Here is a 22,572-nt window from a genome sequence, read left to right as displayed (position 1 = left end):
GTTTCGGATTATTCGCCCAGAATCTCTTCGATCTTGGCGAAAGAGGCTTTGTCCTGCTCGATCTGAGCATTCGAAGCGTCCGGGTCCTGCCAGTAGATCAGGGCGCCCGTTTCCTCAGCCAGCTTTTTGGCCTTGTCCGAGGTCAACGCTTTCTGCGCGGCAGCCGAGATCTTTTCACGCGCGTCGGCGGGCGTGTCCTTGTGCACGAACAGCCCGTTCCAAAGGGCCAATGGCAGATCCGGATTGAGTTCCACGATCGTCGGCGTATCCGGAACCAGTGAAATCCGCTCGCCGCCGATGCTGGCGAGGACGTTCACCTGATCAAGGCAGGGAAGGATAAGCTGTAGCGTCGTATTGATGACATCCACGTCGCCTGAGGCCAGCGTGTTGCAATCCAGGGCGTCGAAAGCCGCTTCGCTGGCAAAGTCGAACCCGCTGCTGACCGCAGCTGCAAATGTGACCTGAGTGGGGGGCAGAACCGATCCGAAATGGCCAAGCGCCACGTCATTTTCCTTGCCGTGTTCGGCCAGTTCTTCCCAGCTTGAAAACGGCGCGTCTTTGCTGGCCGCGATGACGAAGGGATAGGTCAGGAAGATACCAATTGGATCAAAAGGATTCGGGTTGAGTTCGGGAATTCCGATTTCGGGGCCGATGACAGGTACGCCGATGACGAATGAGCCGATGGTGTAGCCATCCGCCGGAGCGGTTGCCACCTCGACCGCGCCGGGGAATGGGCCGCCTCCGCCGCCGGGTTTGTTCACGACAGCGGCAGGCACACCGTACATGGCCTGGAATTCGTCGGCGATCATCCGGGTAAGGACATCTTCCAGATCACCCGGAGGCCAGGGGACGACAAAACTTACCGGCTTTTCAGGGTATTCAGCCAGTGCGGCAGTGGCCGAAGCCGCAAAAGCGGCGGCTGTTAGAAATTTCTTCATTGACACCTCCCGATACTGGTTCATTAAATGAACCGCGTTAACAATAATAATGTTGCTTTGTTAAGTTAGTTCTGTCAAGTAATACCTGAGCAAGAGGACCACACGCACATGGGTACAGCCCTTAACGCCTTAAAAATGCTGGACTACTTTTCCAATGCCCGCCCAGAGATCGGGTTGAGTCACCTTGCGCGGTTGTCCGGGCTGAACAAAGCAACGGCATTGCGTCACCTGCGCGCGCTTGAGGAGTTCGGGTTGATCGAACAGAATCCGATGACGAAATCCTATGCGATCGGGCCGGCGGCTTTGCGTTTGGCCGCGCTGCGAGAGATCGCCAGGCCCGGCATTGAGGGCGCGCGCCAAAAGATGCAGGCCGCTATGCAGGTGGTCGGTGAATCCCTGCATCTGTCATTGCTTGAGAAAACGGGGTTGCAGACGGCGCTTGTGGTGGAAACAACGCAGCACAGTGTCCGCGTCAGTCTGGATCCCAGCGAGATGCTTCCGCTCAATGCAACGGCATCAGGTCTTTGCATGCTCAGTTTCGGGCCGGCTCACCTTTTGGAGCAGTTGGATCAGCACGTGCAGGCACGGTTTACGCAAGCGACGCTTACTGATCCGAAGCTTATCAGGGAACGGGTCGCAAAGATCAGAGTTTCAGGCTGGGCCGACAGCCGTGGCAGTTACGAAGAAGGTGTTTTTGGATATGCCGCGCCGATCTTCGGCATCGATCAGGTCGCATTGGGAACCATCGCGATAGCTGTCCCGGAAACCCGGGCAACCAGCGACCGCCTTCCGGCAATACTGTCCACGTTGCATTCACTTTCGGTTGATCTGACTGCTGGTTTTGGCGGCCAGTTGCCCGACTCCTTTCCAACCGGATTCCACCCGTGACCCGGGGCGGATTCAATACTCGGAGACCCGCGACATGAAAGACTCCAACTTTCTGAAGGAAAACAACGCCCGGTATTTCTGGCACCCGATGGCGCACCCCGCCGACAGCCGGAAGAACCCGCCGACCATTCTCAGCGGCGGTGAAGGGGTCAACATCACTGATGTCGATGGTCACACGGCGCTGGACGCCGTAGGGGGGCTGTGGAACGTCAATCTGGGCTATTCCTGTGAACCGGTGAAACAGGCCATAGCGGATCAGCTGAACGCGCTGCCCTATTACTCGACCTTTCGCGGCACCAGCAACGACAAGGCGATCGAGCTGTCCTATGAGCTGGCCCAGTTCTTCGAGGCCGACGGGCTGACCCGTTCATTCTTTACGTCGGGCGGGTCGGATTCCGTCGAAACTGCGCTGAAGCTTGCGCGTCAATATCACAAGGTTCGGGGTGAAGCAGGGCGCACCAAGTTCATCAGCCTGAAGCAGGGTTATCACGGCACCCATTTTGCCGCCGCTTCCGTCAACGGCAACCAGAAATTCCGCGCGGTGTATGAGCCGATGATGCCCGGCTGTTTTCACGTGCCGGCGCCGTGGACCTATCGCAACCCGTTTGACGAAACCGACCCCGAGCGTCTGGCGCAGCTTTGCGTCAAGGCGCTTGAGGCCGAGATCGCTTTTCAAGGTGCAAACACTGTTGCCGCCTTCATCATGGAGCCGGTGTTGGGCGCGGGCGGTGTGATCCCGCCACACAAGAGCTTCATGCCCATGGTGGGCGAGGTCTGTTCGAAACATGGCATCCTGCTGATCTCGGACGAGATCATCACCGCTTTTGGTCGCACCGGCAGCGAAAGCGGTGCGCGGCACTGGGGTGTACAGCCCGATATCATGACGACGGCCAAGGCGATCACCAACGGGTATTTCCCTTTTGGCGCGGCCATGATTTCCGGTGCGGTCGCAGAGGTATTTGAAAGCGATACCACGGGCCTGGCATCCGTGGATCAGGGGTACACCTATTCTGGCCATCCGGTCGGGGCGGCCGCGGCCTTGGCCGCCCTGTCCGAGATCAACCGGCTGAGGATCTGGGAAAACGCTGCTGCGCGTGGGGATGAGTTGTTTGACGGCTTGCAAAAGCTGGCCGACAAGCATGACGCTATCGGGGACGTGCGGGGCGGCGAGGGACTGATGTGCGCATTGGAACTGGTTTCGGACCGGGCGACCAAGGCGCCTGTCGCAAAACACCTGCCGCTTCAGGTTCAGAAAGCCGCATATGAAGATGGCGTGATGGTGCGTGTGTCTGGCAACAACATCATTCTATCGCCGCCGCTGATCGTCACTTCGGAAGATGTGGCCAAAATTCTGTCGGCGCTGGATACCGGTCTTGCCACTTTGTAGGCGGTTGAACGACCCCTTCGGAACCTGGCGGGGTCAGACTTTGATAGCTTGCAGATCCTCGAGCAGGTCCAGCAACTGATTCAGTTTCTCCTTGCCCATCTGCGCTTCGATATTGCTGGAGATCGCAAGTGAAGTGGCCAGGTTTTCCCTGAGGATGGTGCGGCCTGCTTCGGTGATCTTGACCATGGTGCGGCGTTTGTCTTCGCTATCCTGACGGCGGGTAATCTGGCCGTCAGCCTCCATCGTGCGCAAAATGCGGGTCACGCTGGGCAGCAACAGGCACGCCTCGTGCGCGATGGTGCTTTGCTCCACTTCGCCCAACTCGTCCAGAACACGCAGGATGCGCCATTTCTGCTCGGTCAGTTGAATGCCTTGCAGCATATCCCGGATCGGAGCCATGACGGTTTCGCGGGCACGCAGCAGCGCGATCGGAAGGGACCGGGCAGTGCTTTTGGAGTGGCTTTGAGTGTTCATGCGGCCTTCTAGAACGCCGTTTTGGGAATTGCAAAGATTAACAAAGCAATCTCTTGACAGGGGGTGCATTAAAAACTAAACATGTTAACTAATAAAGGAGAGACCATGCCTCACTTCCACGTCGAATATTCCGGCAATCTTGAAGACAGGATCGACATGGATGGCCTGTGCGAGTGCATTCGGTCAACGGCGGCCGGGATCGAGACCTTTCCCATGCCCGGCATTCGTGTGCGCGCGACACGGGTCGATCATTACGCCATAGCGGACGGCAACCCGGCGCATGGGTTCATTGATATCTCGATCCGCCTGCGGGCAGGCCGATCCGCGGATGTCAAGGAAGATGCGACACAGCGCATATTCGAGGCGGTCAAAACATATCTGGCGCCGGTTTTTTCACAGCATTCCATCGCGCTCTCGCTTGAGATGCGTGACATCGACCCCAAGCTGTCGCCCAAGGCCGGTACGATCCGCGACCACCTGTCGGCGACCACGCAGGAGACCTGACGCATGAGCGCACTGGACACAAACATCGAAAAGCTGAACGGCTTTCTGGACCGGTTCCGGGAAACGGGCATCCACAACCGTATAGCGGGTGAAGACCGGGACGGATCCGCCGGAGTGTTTCAGTCGGTCTCACCCGTCGACAAATCCGTGATCTGTGATGTTGCCCATGGCACGGCAGATGACATCGACGCGGCAGCCAAGGCCGCCCACGCAGCCTTTGCAGAGTGGCGAGACATGCCCGCCACCCAACGCCGTCGCATCTTGTTGAATGTGGCTGATGCCATTGAAGCGCGCGCCGAGGAAATTGCACTGTGCGAGTGCTGGGACACGGGGCAGACCCTGCGTTTCATGTCAAAGGCAGCTTTGCGCGGGGCAGAGAACTTCCGGTATTTCGCGGATCAGGTGATTCAGGCGCGGGATGGGCAGCACCTGAAGTCTCCGACGCTGATGAATGTGACGACCCGTGTGCCGATTGGCCCGGTTGGCGTGATTACCCCGTGGAACACGCCGTTCATGCTGTCGACTTGGAAGATCGCGCCTGCCCTGGCTGCGGGTTGCACGGTGGTTCACAAACCCGCCGAGGATTCCCCTCTGACGGCCCGTCTTCTGGTGGAAATCGCCGAGCAGGCAGGGCTGCCCAAAGGTGTGCTGAATACGGTCAACGGGTTTGGCCCCGACGCTGGCAAGGCTTTGTGCGAGCATGCGCTGATCAAGGCCATTGCCTTTGTGGGCGAAAGCCGTACCGGCAGTCTGATCGTCAAGCAAGGCGCAGATTCCCATAAGCGCAACCATTTGGAACTGGGTGGAAAAAACCCGGTTGTCGTGTTTGATGATGCGGATCTGGACCGTGCTTTGGATGCCGTGATCTTCATGATCTATTCGATCAATGGCGAGCGCTGCACCTCGTCTTCGCGGCTTTTGGTGCAGGACACGATCAAGGAAGACTTCGAAGCCAGATTGATTGAGCGCGTCAACAACATCAAGGTGGGGCACCCCTTGGACCCCGAGACCGAGATCGGGCCGTTGGTGACCGAAGAACACTACACCAAGGTCACGAGCTATTTCGACATCGCCAAGGAAGATGGCGCAACTGTCGCCGCTGGCGGCGTCACGGTGGGGGATGCGGGCTATTTCGTCCGGCCGACCCTGTTCACCAATGCCACCAACCAGATGCGCATTGCGCGTGAAGAGATATTTGGCCCTGTCCTGACCTCGATCCCGTTCTCGACCGAGGATGAGGCGCTGGAGATCGCCAACGACACGCCATATGGCCTGACCGGCTATGTCTGGACCAATGATCTGACCCGCGCGCTTCGGTTTACAGACAGGCTGGAGGCTGGAATGATCTGGGTGAATTCCGAGAACGTGCGTCACCTGCCCACGCCGTTCGGTGGGGTCAAGGCGTCCGGCATTGGCCGGGATGGCGGCGACTGGAGCTTTGAATTCTATATGGAACAGAAACATATCGGCTTTGCCACCGGTCAGCACAAGATCATGCAGTTGGGTAAATAGATCACGCAGGCCGACCCCGGCCGGGGCAAGCCCATTACACGAGGAGGAATTGCCATGGGAAAGATAGTACAGGCCGCAAAGATCACGCATGTACCCAGCATCTGGATGTCCCACACGATGCAAAAGTACAAGGGCATCCGGCAATCCGCCATTGATGGATATGCACGCCTGCGTCAGGACGCGATCGACCGCGGGGTCGAGACGTTCATCGTGTTCGACACCCATTGGATCACCAATCAAGGGTTTCACCTGAACACGAAGGAACATCACAAGGGCCGGTTCATAAGTCACGAACTGCCGCATATGTTGGCGGATATGGAGTTCGACTATCGCGGCGATCATGAACTTGGGGAAACCATCCTTGACGTTCTGCGCGAACGGGGAGAGCGGGCGCTGGGCCATTCGCACCCCGACATGGGCATGGAATACGGCACCCTGCTGCCGATGCATTTCATCAATGATGGCGTGAATGCCCGGGTTTTGCCGGTGGCGGTCAATCAATTCTCGTCGATTGCGGAAAACCGGGCCTGGGGCGAGGCCATTGCCGAGGGTATCCGACGTTCGGACCGCAATGTATCCATTCTGGCGTCCGGCTCGCTCAGCCACGACTTTACGCCGAATGAACGCTCGGTCGACGGGCTGAATGCCGTGAATGGCGAGTTCAACCGCCAGATGGACATGCGCGTTCTGGAGCTGTGGCAGCAGGGCCGATTTGAAGAGTTTCTGGAAATGCTGCCGGACTATGCAAAAAAATGCACCGGTGAATGCGCCATGAATGACACTGCTTTGCTGTTTGGTGCGTTGGGGTGGGGAAGCTACAAGGGTGAGATCGACATCTACACCCCGTATTTCGGCAGCTCTGGCACCGGTCAGGCCAATGTCAGCTTTTCGGTGTGACGCACGCAACGGAACAAAAGGGTTTGGCGGTGATCCCGTCACAAAGGAAAGTCAGCAGATGAACTGGGACACGTTTTCGCATTGGGGTCAGCACATCTCGAAATGGGCGGCGGATTATCACAAGACACTTGCTGAACGTCCCGTGCGGGCGCAGACCGCGCCGGGGGAAATCGCGGCCCAGCTTGTTGCAACTCCACCCGAGACAGGCGAGCCGATGGACGCCATCATGGCCGATTTCGAACAGATCGTGATGCCGGGCATCACCCATTGGCAGCATCCGCGCTTTTTTGCGTATTTCCCGGCCAACGCTGCACCCCCGTCCATGTTGGCCGAGATGCTGGTGACGACCATCGCGGCCCAATGCATGTTGTGGCAGACCTCGCCTGCCGCGACCGAGGTCGAGGGCGTCATGGTCGACTGGCTGCGGCAGGCCCTCGGATTGCCCGAGGGTATGACCGGCGTCATACAGGACAGCGCCTCTTCGGCCACCTTGTCGGCGGTACTGACCATGCGGGAACGGGCCACCGGCTTTACCGGCAACCGGGAAGGCCTGAACGCCAAGGGGGCGCTGCGGATCTATTGTTCCGATCAGGTGCATTCGTCGATTGACCGGGCATGCTGGGTTGCCGGGATCGGTCAGGACAATCTGGTCAAGTTGCCCACGCAGGGGCCGAATTTCGGGATTGTTCCCTCGGCGCTTGAGGTCGCCATTATGAATGACGTCGCCGCCGGACATATCCCGGCCGGGATTGTTGCAATTACCGGTGGCACAGGTGTGGGGGCCTGCGATGATCTGATGGCCGTGGCTGATATCGCCCAAAAATACGACCTCTACGCCCATCTTGACGCCGCCTGGGCGGGTTCGGCCATGATCTGCCCCGAATTCCGCAGGGCTATGTGGCAGGGCGCCGACCGCTATGACAGCATCGTCTTCAACCCGCACAAGTGGATGGGTGCGCAATTCGATTGTGCCATCCAGTTCCTGAGGGACGCCACGCCGCAGCTCGATACGCTGAAAATCGAACCGGAATACCTCAAGACGACCGGAGCCGAGGTGACGAATTACTCGGAGTGGACTATCCCGCTGGGCCGCAGGTTCCGGGCGTTGAAAATCTGGTTCCTGTTGCGGTCATATGGGTTGGAGGGATTGCGCGAACGCATCCGCAACCATGTGGCATGGGCCAGCGAACTGGCGGAAAAGATTGGTGCGATCGAGGGGTTCGAGATCACAACCGGCCCTATCCTCAGCCTGTTTTCCTTCCGCTGCCCAGGGGACGATGCTCAGCAGCAGCGTCTGGTGGACGCGCTGAATGACGATGGCCGGATTTACCTGACGCAGGGCATGTTCGACGGCCGCAAGATCATCCGCTTTCAGGTCGGGCAGTTCGATACCACCCGCGACGACGTGTTGATGGCTGCGGACGTGATCCGGGACGTGTGGGAGACCATGAAATGAGGTTTGCCACTTTCGTATCGGGCGAAGAACGTTTCTTCGGGGCAATCACCGACGGTGGTGCCATTGCCTTGAACCAGGAATTCCCGGAACACGACAGCCTTTATGAGGTGATCGCGGCCGGGGCGTTCGATCAACTGGCAGAGGCGGCCGGGGGGAAACCTGTCACCCATCCCGATTTCATCTACGACATGGTGATGCCGGATGCGCGACGTATCCTTTGCGTCGGGGTGAACTTTCCTGACCGGAACGCAGAATACAAAGATGGCAGCGCGCAACCCAAATACATGTCCCTGTTTCCGCGTTTCGCCAGTGGCTTTACCGGCCATGACCGGCCTCTGATCCGCCCGCCGGAAAACCACACGCTGGATTACGAAGGCGAAGTGGCCATCGTGATTGGCAAGGCTGGCCGCCGCATTCCACAGGAAGACGCGTATGATCACATCGCCGCGCTGACGTTGTGCAATGAGGGAACCATTCGAGACTGGGTTCGGCACGCCAAGTTCAATGTCACACAAGGCAAGAACTGGGACAGGTCCGGGGCCATTGGCCCGTGGCTGGTTCCGTTCACGGATGTGGCTCAGCTGGATGAGGCGCGTCTTCAAACCCGCGTGAATGGCGAGCTGCGACAGGATGATACGCTGAACCGCATGATGTTCCCGATCCGGCGCGAGATCGAATATATCTCGACTTTCATGACGCTTCAGCCCGGCGATATCATTGTGACCGGTACACCGACTGGGGCGGGCGCGCGGTTCGACCCGCCAAAATACCTGGCACCCGGTGATGTGGTCGAGGTCTCGGTCGACGGTATCGGTATTCTGCGAAACACGGTTGAGGATGAAATAGTATGACGCCCGAAGACCATGCGCGCGCGGCCGCTGACCTTTTGCAGGCGGAACGAACGCATCAGCAGATTGGCCTGCTCAGCCTGCGCCACCCCGAGATGGGCATGGATGACGCTTACGAGGTGCAGAACGCCATCTCTCGCCAGAAACTGTCCGAAGGGCGCAAGGTGATCGGGTGGAAGATCGGCCTGACTTCGAAAGCCATGCAATACGCGTTGAACATCGATATTCCTGACAGTGGAATTCTGTTTGACGACATGGTGTTTGCACAGGGTGCCACCGTTCCGGCCGGGCGTTTCATTCAGCCGCGGATTGAGGCCGAAATTGCCTTTGTCATGAAATCGGCCATAGGCGGGAAAAACGTGTCCCGCGCAGATATCATCGCGGCGACGGGTTATGTCGCGCCGTCCATCGAAATTCTGGATACGCGGATTCAACGGGTGGATCCCGAAACCGGCAAAGCCCGCACGGTTTTTGACACGATCAGTGACAATGCCGCCAATGCCGGTATCGTTTTGGGCAACGATCGCCACAGGGTGGATGTCTTTGATCTGCGATGGGTTGGCGCGCTGACCTTCCGCAATGGCGAGATCGAAGAAACCGGTCTGGGCGCGGGGGTGCTGAACGATCCGGTCGAAAGCGTCGTGTGGCTGGCGCGTCGCATGGCGCAATACGGTCAGAGCATCGCGCCGGGCCAGGTCGTTCTGTCCGGCAGCTTTATCCGCCCGGTCGAATGCCCCCCGGGAACAGAAATCCACGCGGATTTCGGACCGTTCGGCTCAGTCGATATCAATTTCGCCTGAAAGGAGCGCCAATGCCTGCGCCAATCAATTCGTTCAGGGCCGCGCTGACGTCTGGAACCCCTTTGATCGGGTGTTGGATCGGCTTGGCCAATGCCTACACCGCCGAGATCGCCGCAACCGCGCAGTTTGACTGGCTGCTGGTCGACGGTGAGCATGCGCCAAACGATCTGCGCTCGATCCTCGAGCAGGTGAGGGTGATTGAAGGATCTGGCAGTACCCCCGTCGCACGCCTGCCGATTGGCGAAACCTGGATGATCAAGCAATATCTCGATGCCGGTGTGCAGAACATACTGGTGCCGATGGTGGAAAGCGGCGATCAGGCGCGCGAACTGGTGCGGGCCGTGCAGTATCCACCTCGTGGCGTTCGGGGCGTAGGTTCCGCTTTGGCGCGGGCTTCGCGTTTTGCGGCTATCCCGGATTATCTGAAAACGGCGGACGAGCAGATCTGTCTTTTGGTGCAGGTCGAAAACAGGCTTGGGCTGGAGGCGCTGGACGACATACTGGCGACCGACGTCGATGGGGTGTTCGTCGGCCCGTCGGATCTGGCCGCAGATATGGGCCATATCGGCGATGCCGGGCACCCGGACGTGATCGAGGCCGTTCTTGATGCGATCCGGCGCATCGTTGCGGCAGGCAAGCCGGCAGGGATATTGTCACTGGACCCGGTCATGCAGCGAAAATGCCTGGATCTGGGGGCAACATTCGTGGCCACGGACATCGATGTGACTTTGTTCGCCAAGGCAATCCGGGCCGCTGCTACTGATGGGCTCAGCCTGCTGCCCGATCAGGTGGCTTCGGGAAGCGCACAGACAGGCGCGGCGTCGAAATACCTGCAACAGCTTTGCAAACACTGGTCGCGCAAGGCTCAGGTAACATTTGATGAAACGCAAGGCAGCGTGAGCTTTCCGGACGGGAACCGCGTCACGCTTTCGGCAGGTGATACCAGCCTGACCGTAACCGCCGCCACCCGGGCGCGCGGTGATCTGGCCCGATGGCAACAGGTCATCGAGGCTCATCTGGCGCGTTTTGCGTTTCGGGAAGAGTTCCGCATTGATTGGTCAGGATGAGGAAAACACGTTGCGGCCCTGAATCCGGCTCTGTGGCAACAGGACAAAGGCAGGCACACCTGCGTTGGATTTGAAACGGTTTTGCCCGAAAGGCCACAACTAGAGCTTGTGGATACCATGGACGGTCAGCGTACTGACCAGATCGGCATAGTCTTCGCGGGCTTTGGGGCCCGCGCCGGTGTTCCACATGTAATACCAGTTCAGCATCCCAAAAACTGACATCGTGGTGCCGCGCAGCTTGTCCTTGTCATCATTGAAGGCTGTCGGGGCCAGCTCTTTCAGGATATCGCGCACAAAATTTACCAATTCCAGCTGATACCCGCGCAGAAGTTTCTGCTGTTCCTCGGTCAAGGCGCTCATGCCGCTGATCTGCACCCGGTGTTCGTCATCTGCGCCTTGATAGGCAAACAGGATTTCGCGCACCGCTTTCCGCAGCTTCTGTTCAGACGTAAGACCGTTCAGATCCACATTGCAGATACGGTCGCGAAGCTCGCGCAGGTAGGTTTCAAGGATGTCATACAAGATGGCATCCTTGCTGTCGTAATAGTGGTAGATGTTTGCCTTGGAAATCCCGCACTCTTTTGCCAACAGGGTCATCGAGGCGCGATCAAACCCTTGGTCGGCGAACACTTTGGCAGCCATTTTCAGGATTTGCTTCCGCTTCTGGTCGTGATCTTTGGCGATTGTACGGGCCACGGCTTATTCCTTATCGCGATTGTCGACGACGCGCTTCGCCTTGCCCTGAGAGCGTTCGACGTCGCCGGGGTCACCTACAACAATTTCCGTTGAGACGCCAACGACGTCCTTGATCCGCTTGGTCAGCATCCGTGCCGCGGCCGTCTTGGACAGTTCGTCGGTGGAATCCGGGGACGATTCAACATAAACCCGCATGGCGTCCATGCGGCCGGATTTGTACAGCTCTATCTGATAATAAGGGGCAAGGCCCCCCGTCGCCATGACCTGTTCTTCAATCTGGCTGGGAAAGACGTTGACCCCGCGCAGGATCATCATGTCGTCGCTGCGACCGGTGATTTTGGCCATCCGGCGCATGGATCGTGCTGTCCCCGGCAGCAGGCAGGTCAGATCGCGCGTGCGATAGCGGATCATCGGCAAACCTTCCTTGGTCAGGGTCGTGAACACCAACTCGCCGGTTTCGCCATCGGGCAGGACCTCTCCGGTCGTGGGATCAATGATTTCAGGCAGGAAGTGATCTTCCCAGATCACCGGGCCATCCTTGGTTTCAACGCATTCATTGGCCACCCCGGGCCCCATGATTTCGGACAGGCCATAGATGTCGACCGCATGCATATCAAACGCATCCTCGACTTCGGCGCGCATGGCGTCCGTCCAGGGCTCGGCACCGAACACGCCAACCTTCAGCGAGCTTTCACGCGGGTCGAGCCCGGCCTTGTGGAACTGTTCAAGGATATTGAGCATATAGGAAGGTGTAACCATGATCCCGTCGGGCCGGAAATCGTTGATCAGGTTGACTTGCTTTTCGGTTTGCCCGCCGGACATGGGGACGACGGTCGCGCCAAGCCGCTCGATCCCGTAATGTGCGCCAAGACCGCCGGTGAACAACCCGTAACCATAGGCATTGTGCACCATGTCCCCCTTGCGCAACCCTGATGCGCGCAGGGACCTTGCGCCCAGATCCGCCCAATTGTCGATGTCGTTTTTGGTGTAGCCCACCACCGTCGGCTTGCCCGTCGTACCGGACGAGGCGTGCAGACGAATGATCTGGCTGCGTGGAACGGCGAACAGGCCGAACGGATAGTTGTCACGCAGATCATTCTTGTACGTGAACGGAAACTTCGCCAGATCCGAAAGCTGCTGAAGATCGTCGGGATGCACACCGGATTCGTCAAACCGTTGCTTGTACATCGGAACGTTCTCGTAGGCGTGGCGAACGGACCATTTGAGGCGTTCAAGCTGCGTCGCGCGGATTTCGTCGATCGAGGCGATCTCGATCGGGTCCAGATCCGCTTTGTTTGGGGAAAGGTCTTCCATCGCGTCACTCCTCCAGTCGCGAAGCTATTCCTGAAAATTCTGCCCGCCGACCGCGCGGGACATTCCGCGAAACTCGGCGATCAGGGTGTTGTCTTGGTTGGTGACGTGCACGTCATAGATGCCACTGCGGCCGGTGACGGCAACCTCTGTCGCGGTTGCGGTCAGATGGTCCCCTTTTTTTCCGGGCGCGAGGTAGCTCATCATCGTATGCTGGCCGACGGTTGCCACGTTGCGGCTGTTGCAGGCGAAGGCAAAGGCGCTGTCGGCCAGGGCATGAGTGACGCCCCCGTGGCAAATGCCGTGCCCGTTGCAGTGATGGTCCCCGACTGTCAGGGTCAGAACTGCACGGCCTTCGTCGACTTCGACCAGATCCATCCCGAACCATTTGCTGGCTTGGTCATTCGCCCACATCGCTTCAGCGGATTTCGTGGCACGTTCCTTGGGTGTCATCATCAGCGTCCCTGGAAATTCGGTGTCCGCTTTTCAAGAAAACTGGATACGCCTTCGGCGTAATCCGCGCTTTCCCCGCAGGTCTTCATTGCGTCTGCTTCGATCTCAAGCTGATCCGAGAGCGACGTGGTGGCAGCGGTTTGAATGCACTGTTTTGTCAGCCCGAGCCCGAGGGTTGGGCCGTTTGCCAATTGCGCGGCAAGTGCGCGCGCTTCGGTCATCAATTGATCATCGGCCACCGCCTTCCAGATCAGCCCCCAATCTTCGGCTTGCTTGGCCGGAAGGGGTTGGGCTGTCAGGGCCAGCCCCTTGGCGCGCGCCTCGCCCAACAGGCGCGGCAAGTGCCAACTGCCGCCCGTGTCGGGAATCAGGCCCACCTTGGAAAAGCTCTGAATGAATTTTGCACTTTCCGCGGCCAGAACCATATCACAGGCCAGCGCCAGATTTGCACCCGCCCCGGCGGCTACTCCGTTCACGGCGCAGATCACCGGGATATTCACTGACCGGATCAACCGGACAAGAGGGGCATAGAATCTGCGTACCGTTTTGCTTAAATCCGGCGGGCCATCCATTTTCGACGGGTCGCGATCGCCGAGGTCCTGACCGGCACAAAAGCCTCGTCCGGCACCGGTCAGCAATATCGCGCGGGCCCCGCCGTCGCGCGCGGCTTTCAGCGCATCCTGAAGCGCCAGGTGCATTTCTTCATTGAACGAGTTCAGCTTGTCCGGGCGGTTCAGGGTGATTTCGGCCCAGTTCCCGTTGTCTTGTACAAGAATCGTATCGCTCATGACTGTCTCATCTGGTCTCGTTTCAACTTAATCATTGCATTAACCGAACGGTTGGTCAATATATAAACCCGAACCGAATCTGAACCGATCAAAGGGATTGCAAATGTCGCAGTCGTCGCTGGTGAGCGTTGAATTTAAGGGCGACGTGGCGTGGGTCACCATTGGCAACCCGCCGGTAAACGCGACGTCGACAGGAGTTCGCCAAGGGCTGTCTGACGCCGTTGATGCGGTCAAGGGGGCGCGGGTGGCGGTGCTGTGTTGCGCTGGAAAAACCTTTGTCGCAGGCGGCGACATGTCCGAATTCGATGCGCCGCCGGTCGAGCCGCACTTGCCCGACGTGGTTCAGAAAATCGAAGACAGCGAGGTTCCGTTCATTGCCTGCATGCATGGCAACGTGCTGGGTGGTGGGTTCGAAATCGCCATGGCCTGTGCGTGGCGGATCGCAGCGCCGGGAACGGGTTTTGGTCTGCCGGAAGTCAATGTGGGCTTGATCCCCGGGGCAGGGGGCACACAACGATTGCCGCGTCTTGTCGGGATGCAGGCTGCAATTGACATGGCTTGTTCGGGCAAAATTTTCAAGGCAGAGACACTGGCCGAGCTTGGCGGCGTCGACCGCGTCGCCGAAGACCCCAGGGCTGCTGTCCTGGAGTTGATTGCCGACCTGCCCGAACGCCCAATACCTGTCAGCCAGCGTGCTGTGGCGGAATTTGCGCCGGATCTGTTGGAGACGAGCCGCGAGGCTTTGAAGAAACGCGCCAAGGGTCAGAAATCACCGTTGGAAAACCTGACGGCGCTTGGTTGGTCGGTTGAGCCATTTGCCACCGCACAACCGAAAGAGCGCGCGCGCCATCTGGAGTTGCGCCAAAGCCCGGAAAGCCGCGCTTTGCGCTACGCGTTTTTTGCTGAACGTGCCGTGTCCAAACCTTCGTTGATCAAAGGCGTGGCCGCCCGTGACATAACACGGATCGCCGTTGTCGGAGGTGGGTTGATGGGGGCAGGGATCGCAACTGCGGCCCTGAGCGGCGGGCTGTCCGTGACGTTGATCGAGCGAGACGCTGACGCCGCGGCCGCAGCGCACAATCGGGTCGAGGGTCTGCTGCAAGGCGCGGTCAAGAGAGGCAAGATGTCCGAGGCGCAGCTTCGGGATCGCCTTGCTGCGTTTCGTGCGGTGAACAGTTATGCAGGCGCTGCGGATGCCGAACTGGCGATCGAGGCCGTCTTTGAAGACTTGCCCGTCAAGCAACAGGTATTTGACGAGCTGGCAAGGCATATGAGCAGCGATGCGATTTTGGCCACCAATACGTCCTATCTGGACCCGCGCGAAATTTTCGCGGACGTCGGCAATCAGGCCCGATGCATCGGGCTGCATTTCTTCAGCCCGGCCCATGTCATGAAACTGCTCGAGGTCGTAGTAGCTCCGCAAACCTCTGCTGAAGTGGTCGCAACCGCGGTCGCGCTTGGGAAGAAGCTTCGCAAGGTTTCGGTGCTGTCGGGTATCTGCGATGGGTTCATTGGCAACCGCATGTTGGCCGCCTATCGGCGCGCGGCCGATTATCTGCTGGCAGATGGGGCGCTTCCCTATCAGGTGGACCGTGCAATGCGGGCGTTCGGGATGCCCATGGGGCCTTACGAGCTTCAGGATCTGACCGGTCTTCAAATTGCCTGGGCGAACCGCAAACGCAATGCCGCCAACCGCGACCCGAACGAACGTTATGTCACCATCGCGGACCAGCTTTGTCAGCGTGAGCGTTTCGGCCAGCGTGTCGGCAAAGGGTGGTACCGCTACGAAGAGGGCAGTCGAGATCCGGTTCGTGATTCCGAAGTTGAGGCATTGATCGAAGCTTATTCCGACCAGCAGGGCATCACCCGCAGGGATTTTTCGGACGAGGAAATCTGTTCGCGGTTGCTGGCGGTCTTGGCCAACGAGGGCGCTTTGATCATTGAAGAGGGGATCGCGGAAAACGCCGAAGCTGTCGATATGGTTCAAATCCATGGATATGGCTTTCCCCGCTGGAGAGGAGGACCGATGAACTATTGCAACGAAATCGGCATCAGCCGGTGCGCCGCAAATATGCTAACCGTAGTGAAAGAAAGCCCAGGTTCGTGGCGCCTCGCGGGCCAATTGGAAAACAATTAACATGTTGATGGTTACAAAAGTGACCATTAACGCATTCTCGAGTCATGTTTCACAGGGAGGAGACAAAACCATGAAGTTCACCAAGTTGAGCACTCTTTTGGCCTCGGCCGCGCTGGCTGTTTCGGGCACAGTGGCGCTGGCGGCGGATTATACGCTGACGATTTCCAGCTGGGCACCGCCGACCCACGGCATCAACGCGAAGATGTGGCCGAAATTCGTGGAAATGGTCGAAGAAGCCACCGACGGCAAAGTCACTGCTGAACTGAAGCTGGGAATTGCCCCGCCGCCGGCGCAGATGGATCTGATCATGGATGGCGCGGCGGATGCGTCGATCATCTTCCATGGTTACCAGCCCGGTCGTTTCGTCACCACCAAGATGATTGAGCTGCCCGGATATGAGGGCTCGGCCGAAGCGGCCTCGGTCGCGTATTGGCGTACATACGACAAGTATCTCAAGGCAGCGGACGAACATCGCGGTGTGAAAGTGATCGCCCTGCACACACACGGCCCGGCACAGCTTCATTCCAGCAGCTCCGTGACCAACCTCGACGAGGTATCAGGCCTCAAGGTGCGTATCCCGGGTGGTGTGGGCGGAGATGTCGGCACGGCGCTGGGCGCAACCGGAATCCAGGTTCCCGCGCCGAAAGTATACGAGACACTCGCGTCGAAAGCTGCTGATGGTGTGGTTATGCCATTTGAATCCCGTAAGGGTTTCAAGCTGACTGAAGTGGCGCAGAACGTATATGAAGTTCCGGGTGGCCTGTATCGCGGTTCATTTGCGTTCATCATGAACGAAGACACTTTTGCGGATCTTCCCGCCGATGTGCAGGCCGCTTTGGAAGAAAAGGTCTTCGGCGAACCGCTGAGCCGCGAAATCGGTAAAATCTGGGATGAGATCGACGCGATCGGCCGTGAGGCGACCGAACAGACCGAGGGCAACGCGATCAATGCAGCCTCTGCTGAAGATCTGGAAAAGTTCAACGCGATCGCTGCCGATGTGCGCGCCAAGGTCATCGAAGAGGTCAATGGCACCGGTGTTGATGCGCAAGCCGCTTATGACATGATCGTTAACGAAATGGCTGCCCAGTAACACAGCCCGGCTGGCGGGGTTGACCCGCCAGCCATCTTCACCCGTTGGGGGCCAATCATGCAATCTATCGTGACCTTCGCGCGTCGCGTCAGTATCATTCCGACGGTGCTGGCCTGTGTGGCGCTGTTCATCCTGATGGTGATGACCTTTTTTGACGTCATCCTACGCTCAGTCTTCAATGCTCCGATCGAGGCGGCAACCGAACTGACACGGATTCTGATGGCGATCCTTGTGTTCTCGGTTCTGCCGATGATTTCGGCCGGGAAAGGGCAAATCGCCGTTGACCTGACCGATGGAATTTTTTCCCGCCTGCGGCTGAGCAGGGCACGCGATGCAATTGTCTATCTGGTGTCTGGCATCATGCTGATCTGGCCGATTCAGCGCGTTTGGGTTCTGGCTGAACGTGCACGGGATTACGGGGACGTCACCGAATACCTGTCGATCCCTGTCTTCTATGTCGGCTGGTTCATCGCCGCCTTCACTGCAATAACGGCCGTTGCGATGGTCATCACCGGTCTTTTGCACATTTTTGCCCCCCAAACCTTGTCGGAGCACGCCTGATGACTGCCGCACTGATCGGTTTCGCCCTTGTCCTGGTTCTTGTGTTGGTACGCTTGCCCATTGTGTTTGCGATGGGCCTCGTGGGGACGCTTGGGTTCGCATATGAACGCGGTGGCAGCATCCTGTCCGAGCGCGGGCTGAAGGCCGCCATGTCGATGGTGGGTCGCCAGATTACCGATACGGCACAGGACTATGGCCTTTCGGTCGTGCCACTGTTCATCCTCATGGGTCTGTTCGTGAACAAGGGCGGGCTCGCGCGCGAATTATACGCGGTTTCAAACGCCTTCCTGGGCCACTTCCGAGGTGGTATCGCCATGGCGACGGTTGCCGCGTGCGGCGGCTTTTCGGCCATTTGCGGTTCCTCGCTGGCAACGGCTGCGACCATGTCCAAAGTCGCGATGCCCGAGATGCGCCGGTACCGCTACGCGGATGAGTTGTCGACCGCGTCGATTGCAGCGGGGGGCACGCTGGGTATCCTGATCCCACCGTCGGTCATTTTGGTGATCTACGGCCTGTTGACCGAAACATCGATCGGCAAACTCTTCGTTGCGGGCATAATTCCCGGTGTACTTGGTATCCTCTTCTATCTGTTCGCCGTGCGCTGGACCGTTTGGCGCAGGCCCGAGGCCGGCCCCGCCGGTGAACGCCACGGCTGGGGCGAACGCCTGTCGGCCCTGCGCTCGGTCTGGGCGGTGTTGCTGTTGTTCTTCCTGGTGATCGGCGGCTTGTACGGAGTGTTCGATTTCCATCCTTTGAACCTGACCTTCAGCCCGACCGAAGCCGCTGGTATGGGCGCGATGGGGGCGTTCCTGATCGCATTGTCGCGCGGCGGGCTGACCCTTAGATCGACCTTTGAAGTGCTGAAGGAAACCAGCTTCACCGCCGCAGCGCTGTTCTCGGTTCTGATCGGCGCGCAGATCTTCTCGAATTTCATCAATCTGGCCGGTCTGCCCGAAGCGTTGATCGCCCTGGTCACCGCATATGAGGTGGAGCCCTTCGTCGTGATCCTGATGATCCTCGGGATCTACATCATTCTGGGATGCGTCTTTGAATCGCTGTCGATGCTGTTGCTGACGGTTCCGATCTTTTTCCCTCTGGTCACGTCACTGGGATACGATCCGATCTGGTTCGGCATCGTTGTCGTCGTCGTGACCGAGATCAGTTTGATCACGCCGCCCGTGGGTCTGAACGTGTTCATTCTGAAAGGCGTGGTCGGGGACGTATCGACCGGAACAATCTTCAAGGGGGTCACACCGTTCTGGGTGGCAGACATCTTCCGTCTGGCTCTGATCGTTCTGGTGCCTTGGCTGGTTCTGGTCCTTCCCGAACAAATGGGAGCGATGGGTCACTGATGTTCTCTCTGACTGCGCTTTCGGACGGGTTTCATGCGGATCCCTATCCAACCTACGCCGCGTTGCGCGAAGACACGCCCGTCTGCTGGCAGCCCGATGGTTCGGTGGTCCTGTCGCGGTATGACGATCTGGATCTGGTGTACCGGGATACCGAGCGTTTCATTTCGGATAAAAAGGCGGTTTTCGGCCCCAAATACGGTATCGATAGCCCGCTGTACGAACACCATACCACCAGCCTTGTGTTCAACGATCCGCCCCTGCATACCCGCGTCCGCAAGGTCATGGTCGGCGCTATGAACCCACGGGCGCTGGCGCAGATGGAACCGGGCCTGATTGAACTTGTGGATGGGCTGCTGGACGAGATGCAGGCCAAGGGCTCGGTAGAGTTGATCGAGGATTTCGCCGGTGCCATCCCGATCGAGATCATCGGCAACCTGCTTGGCATTCCCAGATCGGAACGTGGCCCTTTGCGGGATTGGTCTTTGGCTATTCTGGGCGCTTTGGAACCCCAATTGACGCCCGAGCAGGAAGAGTGGGGCAACCGGTCGGTATCTGATTTCAAGGACTATCTTCGGCATGTCATAGAAGATCGCCGGGCCAACCCCGGAGATCCTGCGACGGATGTCCTGACACGGTTGATGCAGGATGACACCGACGGTGGCTTGACCGAGGTCGAGCTGTACCAGAACTGCATCTTCATTCTGAATGCAGGGCACGAGACCACCACCAACCTGATCGGCAACGCATTGGAACTGTTGGAACGGCACCGCGACAAGCGGGCCGATCTTCTGGCCAATCCGGATCTGATCAACACGGCAGTGGACGAGTTTCTGCGGCTGGAAAGCCCAAATCAGTTTGGCAATCGTCTGACCACCGAAGATGTAACGTTCCACGGTCAGACCATTCCGGCAGGTACGGACATTCACCTGTGTATCGGCGCGGCCAATCGCGATCCGCGGCAGTTTGAACAACCTAATGAGGTTGTATTGGATCGGCGCCCCAACAAGCATCACGCGTTTGCCGGAGGTCCCCATACCTGCGTCGGCCTGACCCTGGCCCGTATGGAGGGGCGCGTGGCCGTCAGACGGTTTCTTGCGCGATTCCCGACCTATCGCATCACTGACGGCGCCGAACGGGGCGGGCGCATCCGGTTTCGGGGTTTCGCGCGACTGCCAGCGCAAGTCTGAGATGTGCGGTTTAAGTGACAATTCGCCAATTTATTGACCGACCGTACGGTTTATATTATGATTTCGTGAGACGGGCATATGGCCGCGCGAAGTTCACACAACAAATGAGGAGACGCTCATGACAATCCAACAGATTTCCAGCTTCGCGGCCGGTGAATGGGTTGCGCCCGGTGCGGGTGCCCGCAATATTACAAGCGCAGTCACCGGCGAGGTGATCGCCACGGCCGGCAATAGCGCGTTGGATGTGCAGGGGATGCTGGACTATGCGCGCAATGTCGGCGGGCCGGCGCTGCGGCAGATGACGTTCCACCAGCGGGCCAAGATGCTCAAGGCGTTGTCCGTTCATTTGGGTCAGCACAAACAGGAAATGTATGACCTGTCTTTCAGCACAGGTGCGACCCAGTCCGACCACTTGATCGACATAGACGGTGGTATCGGCACGATGTTCGTCTTCGCTTCGAAAGGTCGACGCGAGATGCCGGACGGATATGTCTATCTGGACGGTGAGGTCGAGCAGTTGTCGCGCAATGGCACTTTTCTGGGGCAGCACATCTGCACCCCGTTGCATGGGGTGGCGGTTCACATCAACGCGTTCAACTTTCCTGTGTGGGGGATGTTGGAAAAGCTGGCTCCAACGCTTCTGGCAGGCGTTCCGGCCATAGTAAAACCGGCGACGAACTCGTGCTACGTCACCGAACTATGCGTCCGGCTGATGCTGGACTCCGGCATTTTGCCTGCAGGCGCGTTGCAGCTGGTTTCGGGTGGTCTGGGCGATATGCTGGACCGTCTGACCATGCAGGACGTGGTCAGTTTCACCGGATCCGCGGAAACGGCGTCGAAACTGCGTTCCAACCCGGTCATCCTGGAGAATTCTGTTCGTTTCGTGGCCGAGCAGGACAGTCTGAACTGCTCGATCCTGGGCCCTGATGCCGAGCCCGGAACGCCGGAATTCGACCTTTTCGTCAAAGAAGTCCAGCGCGAGATGACCACGAAGGCCGGGCAGAAATGTACGGCGATCCGCCGGATCATTGCCCCAGAGCCTCAGGTGCAGGCGGTGATCGAAGCCCTGTCCGCGCGGTTGGCAAAAACGGTCATCGGCGACCCGCGGCTGGAAACCACACGCATGGGCGCGCTGGTCTCGAACGGTCAGAAACGCGATGTTCTGGAAAAGGCGGCAATCATCGGGCAGGAAGCCGAGCGCGTTTTCGGCAACCCTGACGATTTTCAGGTTGATGGGGCGGATGCCGAGAAAGGCGCGTTCCTGCCGCCGATGTTGTACCACTGTGCCAATCCGGATGCGGCCCGACGCGTCCATGACACCGAGGCTTTTGGCCCGGTCAGCACGGTGATGGGGTATCGCGATCTTGACCATGCGATCGATTTGGCGAACCGCGGGCAGGGGTCGCTGGTGGCATCGGTCATAACTCGTGACGCGGATGTGGCGCGGCAAGTTGCCCTTGGGGCCGGGGTCTATCACGGGCGGCTGTATTTCAACAATCGTGACTCGATGAAGGAATCCACCGGCCACGGCTCTCCTCTGCCGCATATGGTTCACGGCGGACCCGGACGCGCTGGTGGCGGCGAGGAGATGGGCGGTGTGCGTGGCGTGAAGCACTACATGCAGAGGACAGCCATTCAGGGGTCACCCGATTTGCTGACCGCGATCGGGAACAAATGGGTTCCCGGCGCGACCGAGGTCGCAGGGCCAGCCCATCCGTTCACGCGCCGGTTCCACGAGCTGGCGATTGGCGAGACCCTCCACACGGCGCCCCGTACAATCACGATGGAAGACATCGAACACTTTGCCAATTTCACCGGCGATACGTTCTACGCGCATATGGATCAGGCAGCGGCGGAACGGAACCCGTTCTTCCCGGGCCGTGTGGCCCATGGGTATCTGCTTCTGTCATTTGCAGCCGGATTGTTTGTTGAACCGAACGAAGGCCCGGTTCTGGCAAACACGGGTCTTGACGGGTTGCGATTCATGAAGCCCGTTCAGGCGGGTGATACCATCAAGGTGCGGTTGACGGTCAAGGCCAAGACCAAACGGAACGAAGAATACGGCGAAGTCCGCTGGCATGTCACCCTGACCCAACAGGATGATGAAATGGTTGCGGAATATGAGCTTTTGACGATGGTCGCCTACTAGGCCCGGAACCCATTGAATTCGGCAGGTCAGCGTGTTCACGGTTCGAAAAACGAGCGGTGAACATGTCTGATCTTCGG

21 protein-coding genes are annotated in these 22,572 nt (G+C 58.7%); 15 read left to right on the top strand and 6 right to left on the bottom strand.

Features of this window, described 5'->3' with window-relative positions; all coding sequences use genetic code 11:
• Positions 1 to 8: 8 nt before the first annotated feature.
• Complete coding sequence (locus GS611_RS13755) at positions 9 to 938, bottom strand: tripartite tricarboxylate transporter substrate binding protein (RefSeq protein WP_171636534.1); 930 nt, start codon at positions 936 to 938, stop codon at positions 9 to 11.
• A gap of 108 nt (positions 939 to 1,046) precedes the next feature.
• Between GS611_RS13755 and GS611_RS13750 the strand changes: the two genes are divergently transcribed.
• Together GS611_RS13750 and GS611_RS13745 are read left to right on the top strand one after the other, a co-directional pair.
• On the top strand, positions 1,047 to 1,826 hold the full coding sequence (locus GS611_RS13750) for an IclR family transcriptional regulator (protein WP_171636532.1): 780 nt from the start codon (positions 1,047 to 1,049) through the stop codon (positions 1,824 to 1,826).
• Between the two features lie 34 nt (positions 1,827 to 1,860).
• Complete coding sequence (locus tag GS611_RS13745; RefSeq protein WP_171636530.1) at positions 1,861 to 3,213, top strand: aminotransferase class III-fold pyridoxal phosphate-dependent enzyme; 1,353 nt, start codon at positions 1,861 to 1,863, stop codon at positions 3,211 to 3,213.
• Between the two features lie 33 nt (positions 3,214 to 3,246).
• Here the strand turns inward: GS611_RS13745 and hpaR are convergent, their stop codons facing one another.
• Positions 3,247 to 3,687, bottom strand: coding sequence for a homoprotocatechuate degradation operon regulator HpaR (gene hpaR / locus GS611_RS13740; RefSeq protein WP_171636528.1), 441 nt, complete (start codon positions 3,685 to 3,687; stop codon positions 3,247 to 3,249).
• Positions 3,688 to 3,792: 105 nt separating this feature from the next.
• On the opposite strand from hpaR, the gene GS611_RS13735 reads away from it, so the two are divergent.
• From GS611_RS13735 to GS611_RS13705, 7 genes are read left to right on the top strand one after another with little or no spacing between them, the layout of a single operon-like run.
• On the top strand, positions 3,793 to 4,191 hold the full coding sequence (locus GS611_RS13735) for a 5-carboxymethyl-2-hydroxymuconate Delta-isomerase (protein WP_171229363.1): 399 nt from the start codon (positions 3,793 to 3,795) through the stop codon (positions 4,189 to 4,191).
• A gap of 3 nt (positions 4,192 to 4,194) precedes the next feature.
• On the top strand, positions 4,195 to 5,703 hold the full coding sequence (gene hpaE / locus GS611_RS13730; protein ID WP_171636526.1) for a 5-carboxymethyl-2-hydroxymuconate semialdehyde dehydrogenase: 1,509 nt from the start codon (positions 4,195 to 4,197) through the stop codon (positions 5,701 to 5,703).
• Positions 5,704 to 5,757: 54 nt separating this feature from the next.
• Positions 5,758 to 6,600 carry a 3,4-dihydroxyphenylacetate 2,3-dioxygenase gene (gene hpaD, locus GS611_RS13725; protein WP_171636524.1) on the top strand — a complete coding sequence of 281 codons (843 nt, stop codon included), beginning with the start codon at positions 5,758 to 5,760 and terminating at the stop codon, positions 6,598 to 6,600.
• A 58-nt stretch (positions 6,601 to 6,658) separates the two neighbouring features.
• A complete protein-coding gene (locus GS611_RS13720) occupies positions 6,659 to 8,056 on the top strand; it encodes a pyridoxal-dependent decarboxylase (RefSeq protein WP_171636522.1) in 1,398 nt (465 codons plus the stop codon).
• Positions 8,053 to 8,907, top strand: a complete 855-nt coding sequence (locus tag GS611_RS13715; protein WP_171636520.1) for a fumarylacetoacetate hydrolase family protein — start codon at positions 8,053 to 8,055, stop codon at positions 8,905 to 8,907. Before GS611_RS13720 ends, GS611_RS13715 begins: the two co-directional genes overlap by 4 nt.
• Entirely contained in the window at positions 8,904 to 9,704 is an 801-nt protein-coding gene (hpaH, locus tag GS611_RS13710) for a 2-oxo-hept-4-ene-1,7-dioate hydratase (RefSeq protein WP_171636518.1), read from the top strand. The genes GS611_RS13715 and hpaH overlap by 4 nt, the downstream gene beginning before the upstream one ends.
• 11 nt (positions 9,705 to 9,715) lie before the next feature.
• Complete coding sequence (locus tag GS611_RS13705) at positions 9,716 to 10,771, top strand: aldolase/citrate lyase family protein (protein ID WP_171636516.1); 1,056 nt, start codon at positions 9,716 to 9,718, stop codon at positions 10,769 to 10,771.
• A 99-nt stretch (positions 10,772 to 10,870) separates the two neighbouring features.
• On the opposite strand, the gene GS611_RS13700 is transcribed toward GS611_RS13705, so the two are convergent.
• Genes GS611_RS13700 through paaG form a run of 4 tightly spaced genes read right to left on the bottom strand, consistent with a single transcriptional unit; the run spans position 10,871 to position 14,019 of the window.
• Positions 10,871 to 11,467, bottom strand: a complete 597-nt coding sequence (locus tag GS611_RS13700) for a TetR/AcrR family transcriptional regulator (protein WP_171636514.1) — start codon at positions 11,465 to 11,467, stop codon at positions 10,871 to 10,873.
• Positions 11,468 to 11,470: 3 nt separating this feature from the next.
• Positions 11,471 to 12,781, bottom strand: a complete 1,311-nt coding sequence (gene paaK, locus GS611_RS13695; protein WP_171636512.1) for a phenylacetate--CoA ligase PaaK — start codon at positions 12,779 to 12,781, stop codon at positions 11,471 to 11,473.
• A 24-nt stretch (positions 12,782 to 12,805) separates the two neighbouring features.
• Positions 12,806 to 13,231: a hydroxyphenylacetyl-CoA thioesterase PaaI gene (gene paaI / locus GS611_RS13690; RefSeq protein ID WP_171636641.1), complete on the bottom strand. Its 426-nt coding sequence runs from the start codon at positions 13,229 to 13,231 to the stop codon at positions 12,806 to 12,808.
• Between the two features lie 2 nt (positions 13,232 to 13,233).
• The gene (gene paaG / locus GS611_RS13685) at positions 13,234 to 14,019 is read right to left on the bottom strand and encodes a 2-(1,2-epoxy-1,2-dihydrophenyl)acetyl-CoA isomerase PaaG (RefSeq protein WP_171636510.1); all 786 of its coding nucleotides are present in this window, start codon (positions 14,017 to 14,019) and stop codon (positions 13,234 to 13,236) included.
• A gap of 103 nt (positions 14,020 to 14,122) precedes the next feature.
• Between paaG and GS611_RS13680 the strand changes: the two genes are divergently transcribed.
• The 6 genes from GS611_RS13680 (at position 14,123) to paaZ (ending at position 22,495) form a co-directional block, all read left to right on the top strand.
• Positions 14,123 to 16,156 carry an FAD-dependent oxidoreductase gene (locus GS611_RS13680; RefSeq protein WP_171636508.1) on the top strand — a complete coding sequence of 678 codons (2,034 nt, stop codon included), beginning with the start codon at positions 14,123 to 14,125 and terminating at the stop codon, positions 16,154 to 16,156.
• 70 nt (positions 16,157 to 16,226) lie between these two features.
• A complete protein-coding gene (locus GS611_RS13675; protein ID WP_171636506.1) occupies positions 16,227 to 17,246 on the top strand; it encodes a TRAP transporter substrate-binding protein in 1,020 nt (339 codons plus the stop codon).
• Positions 17,247 to 17,303: 57 nt separating this feature from the next.
• Positions 17,304 to 17,807, top strand: a complete 504-nt coding sequence (locus GS611_RS13670) for a TRAP transporter small permease (protein WP_152460571.1) — start codon at positions 17,304 to 17,306, stop codon at positions 17,805 to 17,807.
• Entirely contained in the window at positions 17,807 to 19,159 is a 1,353-nt protein-coding gene (locus GS611_RS13665) for a TRAP transporter large permease (protein WP_171636504.1), read from the top strand. The genes GS611_RS13670 and GS611_RS13665 overlap by 1 nt, the downstream gene beginning before the upstream one ends.
• On the top strand, positions 19,159 to 20,346 hold the full coding sequence (locus GS611_RS13660; RefSeq protein WP_171636502.1) for a cytochrome P450: 1,188 nt from the start codon (positions 19,159 to 19,161) through the stop codon (positions 20,344 to 20,346). Before GS611_RS13665 ends, GS611_RS13660 begins: the two co-directional genes overlap by 1 nt.
• 118 nt (positions 20,347 to 20,464) lie before the next feature.
• A complete protein-coding gene (gene paaZ / locus GS611_RS13655) occupies positions 20,465 to 22,495 on the top strand; it encodes a phenylacetic acid degradation bifunctional protein PaaZ (protein ID WP_171636500.1) in 2,031 nt (676 codons plus the stop codon).
• Positions 22,496 to 22,572: the final 77 nt, after the last annotated feature.

Origin of the sequence: Ruegeria sp. HKCCD6119, assembly GCF_013110585.1 — a bacterium.
Lineage (GTDB): Bacteria > Pseudomonadota > Alphaproteobacteria > Rhodobacterales > Rhodobacteraceae > Ruegeria.
The sequence above is the reverse complement of the archived record's forward strand: the minus strand, read 5'-3'. Positions and strand labels throughout refer to the sequence as shown.

Coding starts and splice junctions, on each gene's coding strand:
- GS611_RS13705 (WP_171636516.1), top strand. CDS start 9,716: ATGCCTGCGCCAATCAATTCGTTCAGGGCCGCGCTGACGTCTGGAACC.
- paaG (WP_171636510.1), bottom strand. CDS start 14,019: ATGAGCGATACGATTCTTGTACAAGACAACGGGAACTGGGCCGAAATC.
- hpaE (WP_171636526.1), top strand. CDS start 4,195: ATGAGCGCACTGGACACAAACATCGAAAAGCTGAACGGCTTTCTGGAC.
- GS611_RS13755 (WP_171636534.1), bottom strand. CDS start 938: ATGAAGAAATTTCTAACAGCCGCCGCTTTTGCGGCTTCGGCCACTGCC.
- paaZ (WP_171636500.1), top strand. CDS start 20,465: ATGACAATCCAACAGATTTCCAGCTTCGCGGCCGGTGAATGGGTTGCG.
- GS611_RS13665 (WP_171636504.1), top strand. CDS start 17,807: ATGACTGCCGCACTGATCGGTTTCGCCCTTGTCCTGGTTCTTGTGTTG.
- GS611_RS13720 (WP_171636522.1), top strand. CDS start 6,659: ATGAACTGGGACACGTTTTCGCATTGGGGTCAGCACATCTCGAAATGG.
- GS611_RS13715 (WP_171636520.1), top strand. CDS start 8,053: ATGAGGTTTGCCACTTTCGTATCGGGCGAAGAACGTTTCTTCGGGGCA.
- GS611_RS13745 (WP_171636530.1), top strand. CDS start 1,861: ATGAAAGACTCCAACTTTCTGAAGGAAAACAACGCCCGGTATTTCTGG.
- GS611_RS13670 (WP_152460571.1), top strand. CDS start 17,304: ATGCAATCTATCGTGACCTTCGCGCGTCGCGTCAGTATCATTCCGACG.
- paaK (WP_171636512.1), bottom strand. CDS start 12,781: ATGGAAGACCTTTCCCCAAACAAAGCGGATCTGGACCCGATCGAGATC.
- GS611_RS13660 (WP_171636502.1), top strand. CDS start 19,159: ATGTTCTCTCTGACTGCGCTTTCGGACGGGTTTCATGCGGATCCCTAT.
- hpaH (WP_171636518.1), top strand. CDS start 8,904: ATGACGCCCGAAGACCATGCGCGCGCGGCCGCTGACCTTTTGCAGGCG.
- GS611_RS13735 (WP_171229363.1), top strand. CDS start 3,793: ATGCCTCACTTCCACGTCGAATATTCCGGCAATCTTGAAGACAGGATC.
- paaI (WP_171636641.1), bottom strand. CDS start 13,231: ATGACACCCAAGGAACGTGCCACGAAATCCGCTGAAGCGATGTGGGCG.
- GS611_RS13675 (WP_171636506.1), top strand. CDS start 16,227: ATGAAGTTCACCAAGTTGAGCACTCTTTTGGCCTCGGCCGCGCTGGCT.
- GS611_RS13750 (WP_171636532.1), top strand. CDS start 1,047: ATGGGTACAGCCCTTAACGCCTTAAAAATGCTGGACTACTTTTCCAAT.
- GS611_RS13680 (WP_171636508.1), top strand. CDS start 14,123: ATGTCGCAGTCGTCGCTGGTGAGCGTTGAATTTAAGGGCGACGTGGCG.
- hpaD (WP_171636524.1), top strand. CDS start 5,758: ATGGGAAAGATAGTACAGGCCGCAAAGATCACGCATGTACCCAGCATC.
- hpaR (WP_171636528.1), bottom strand. CDS start 3,687: ATGAACACTCAAAGCCACTCCAAAAGCACTGCCCGGTCCCTTCCGATC.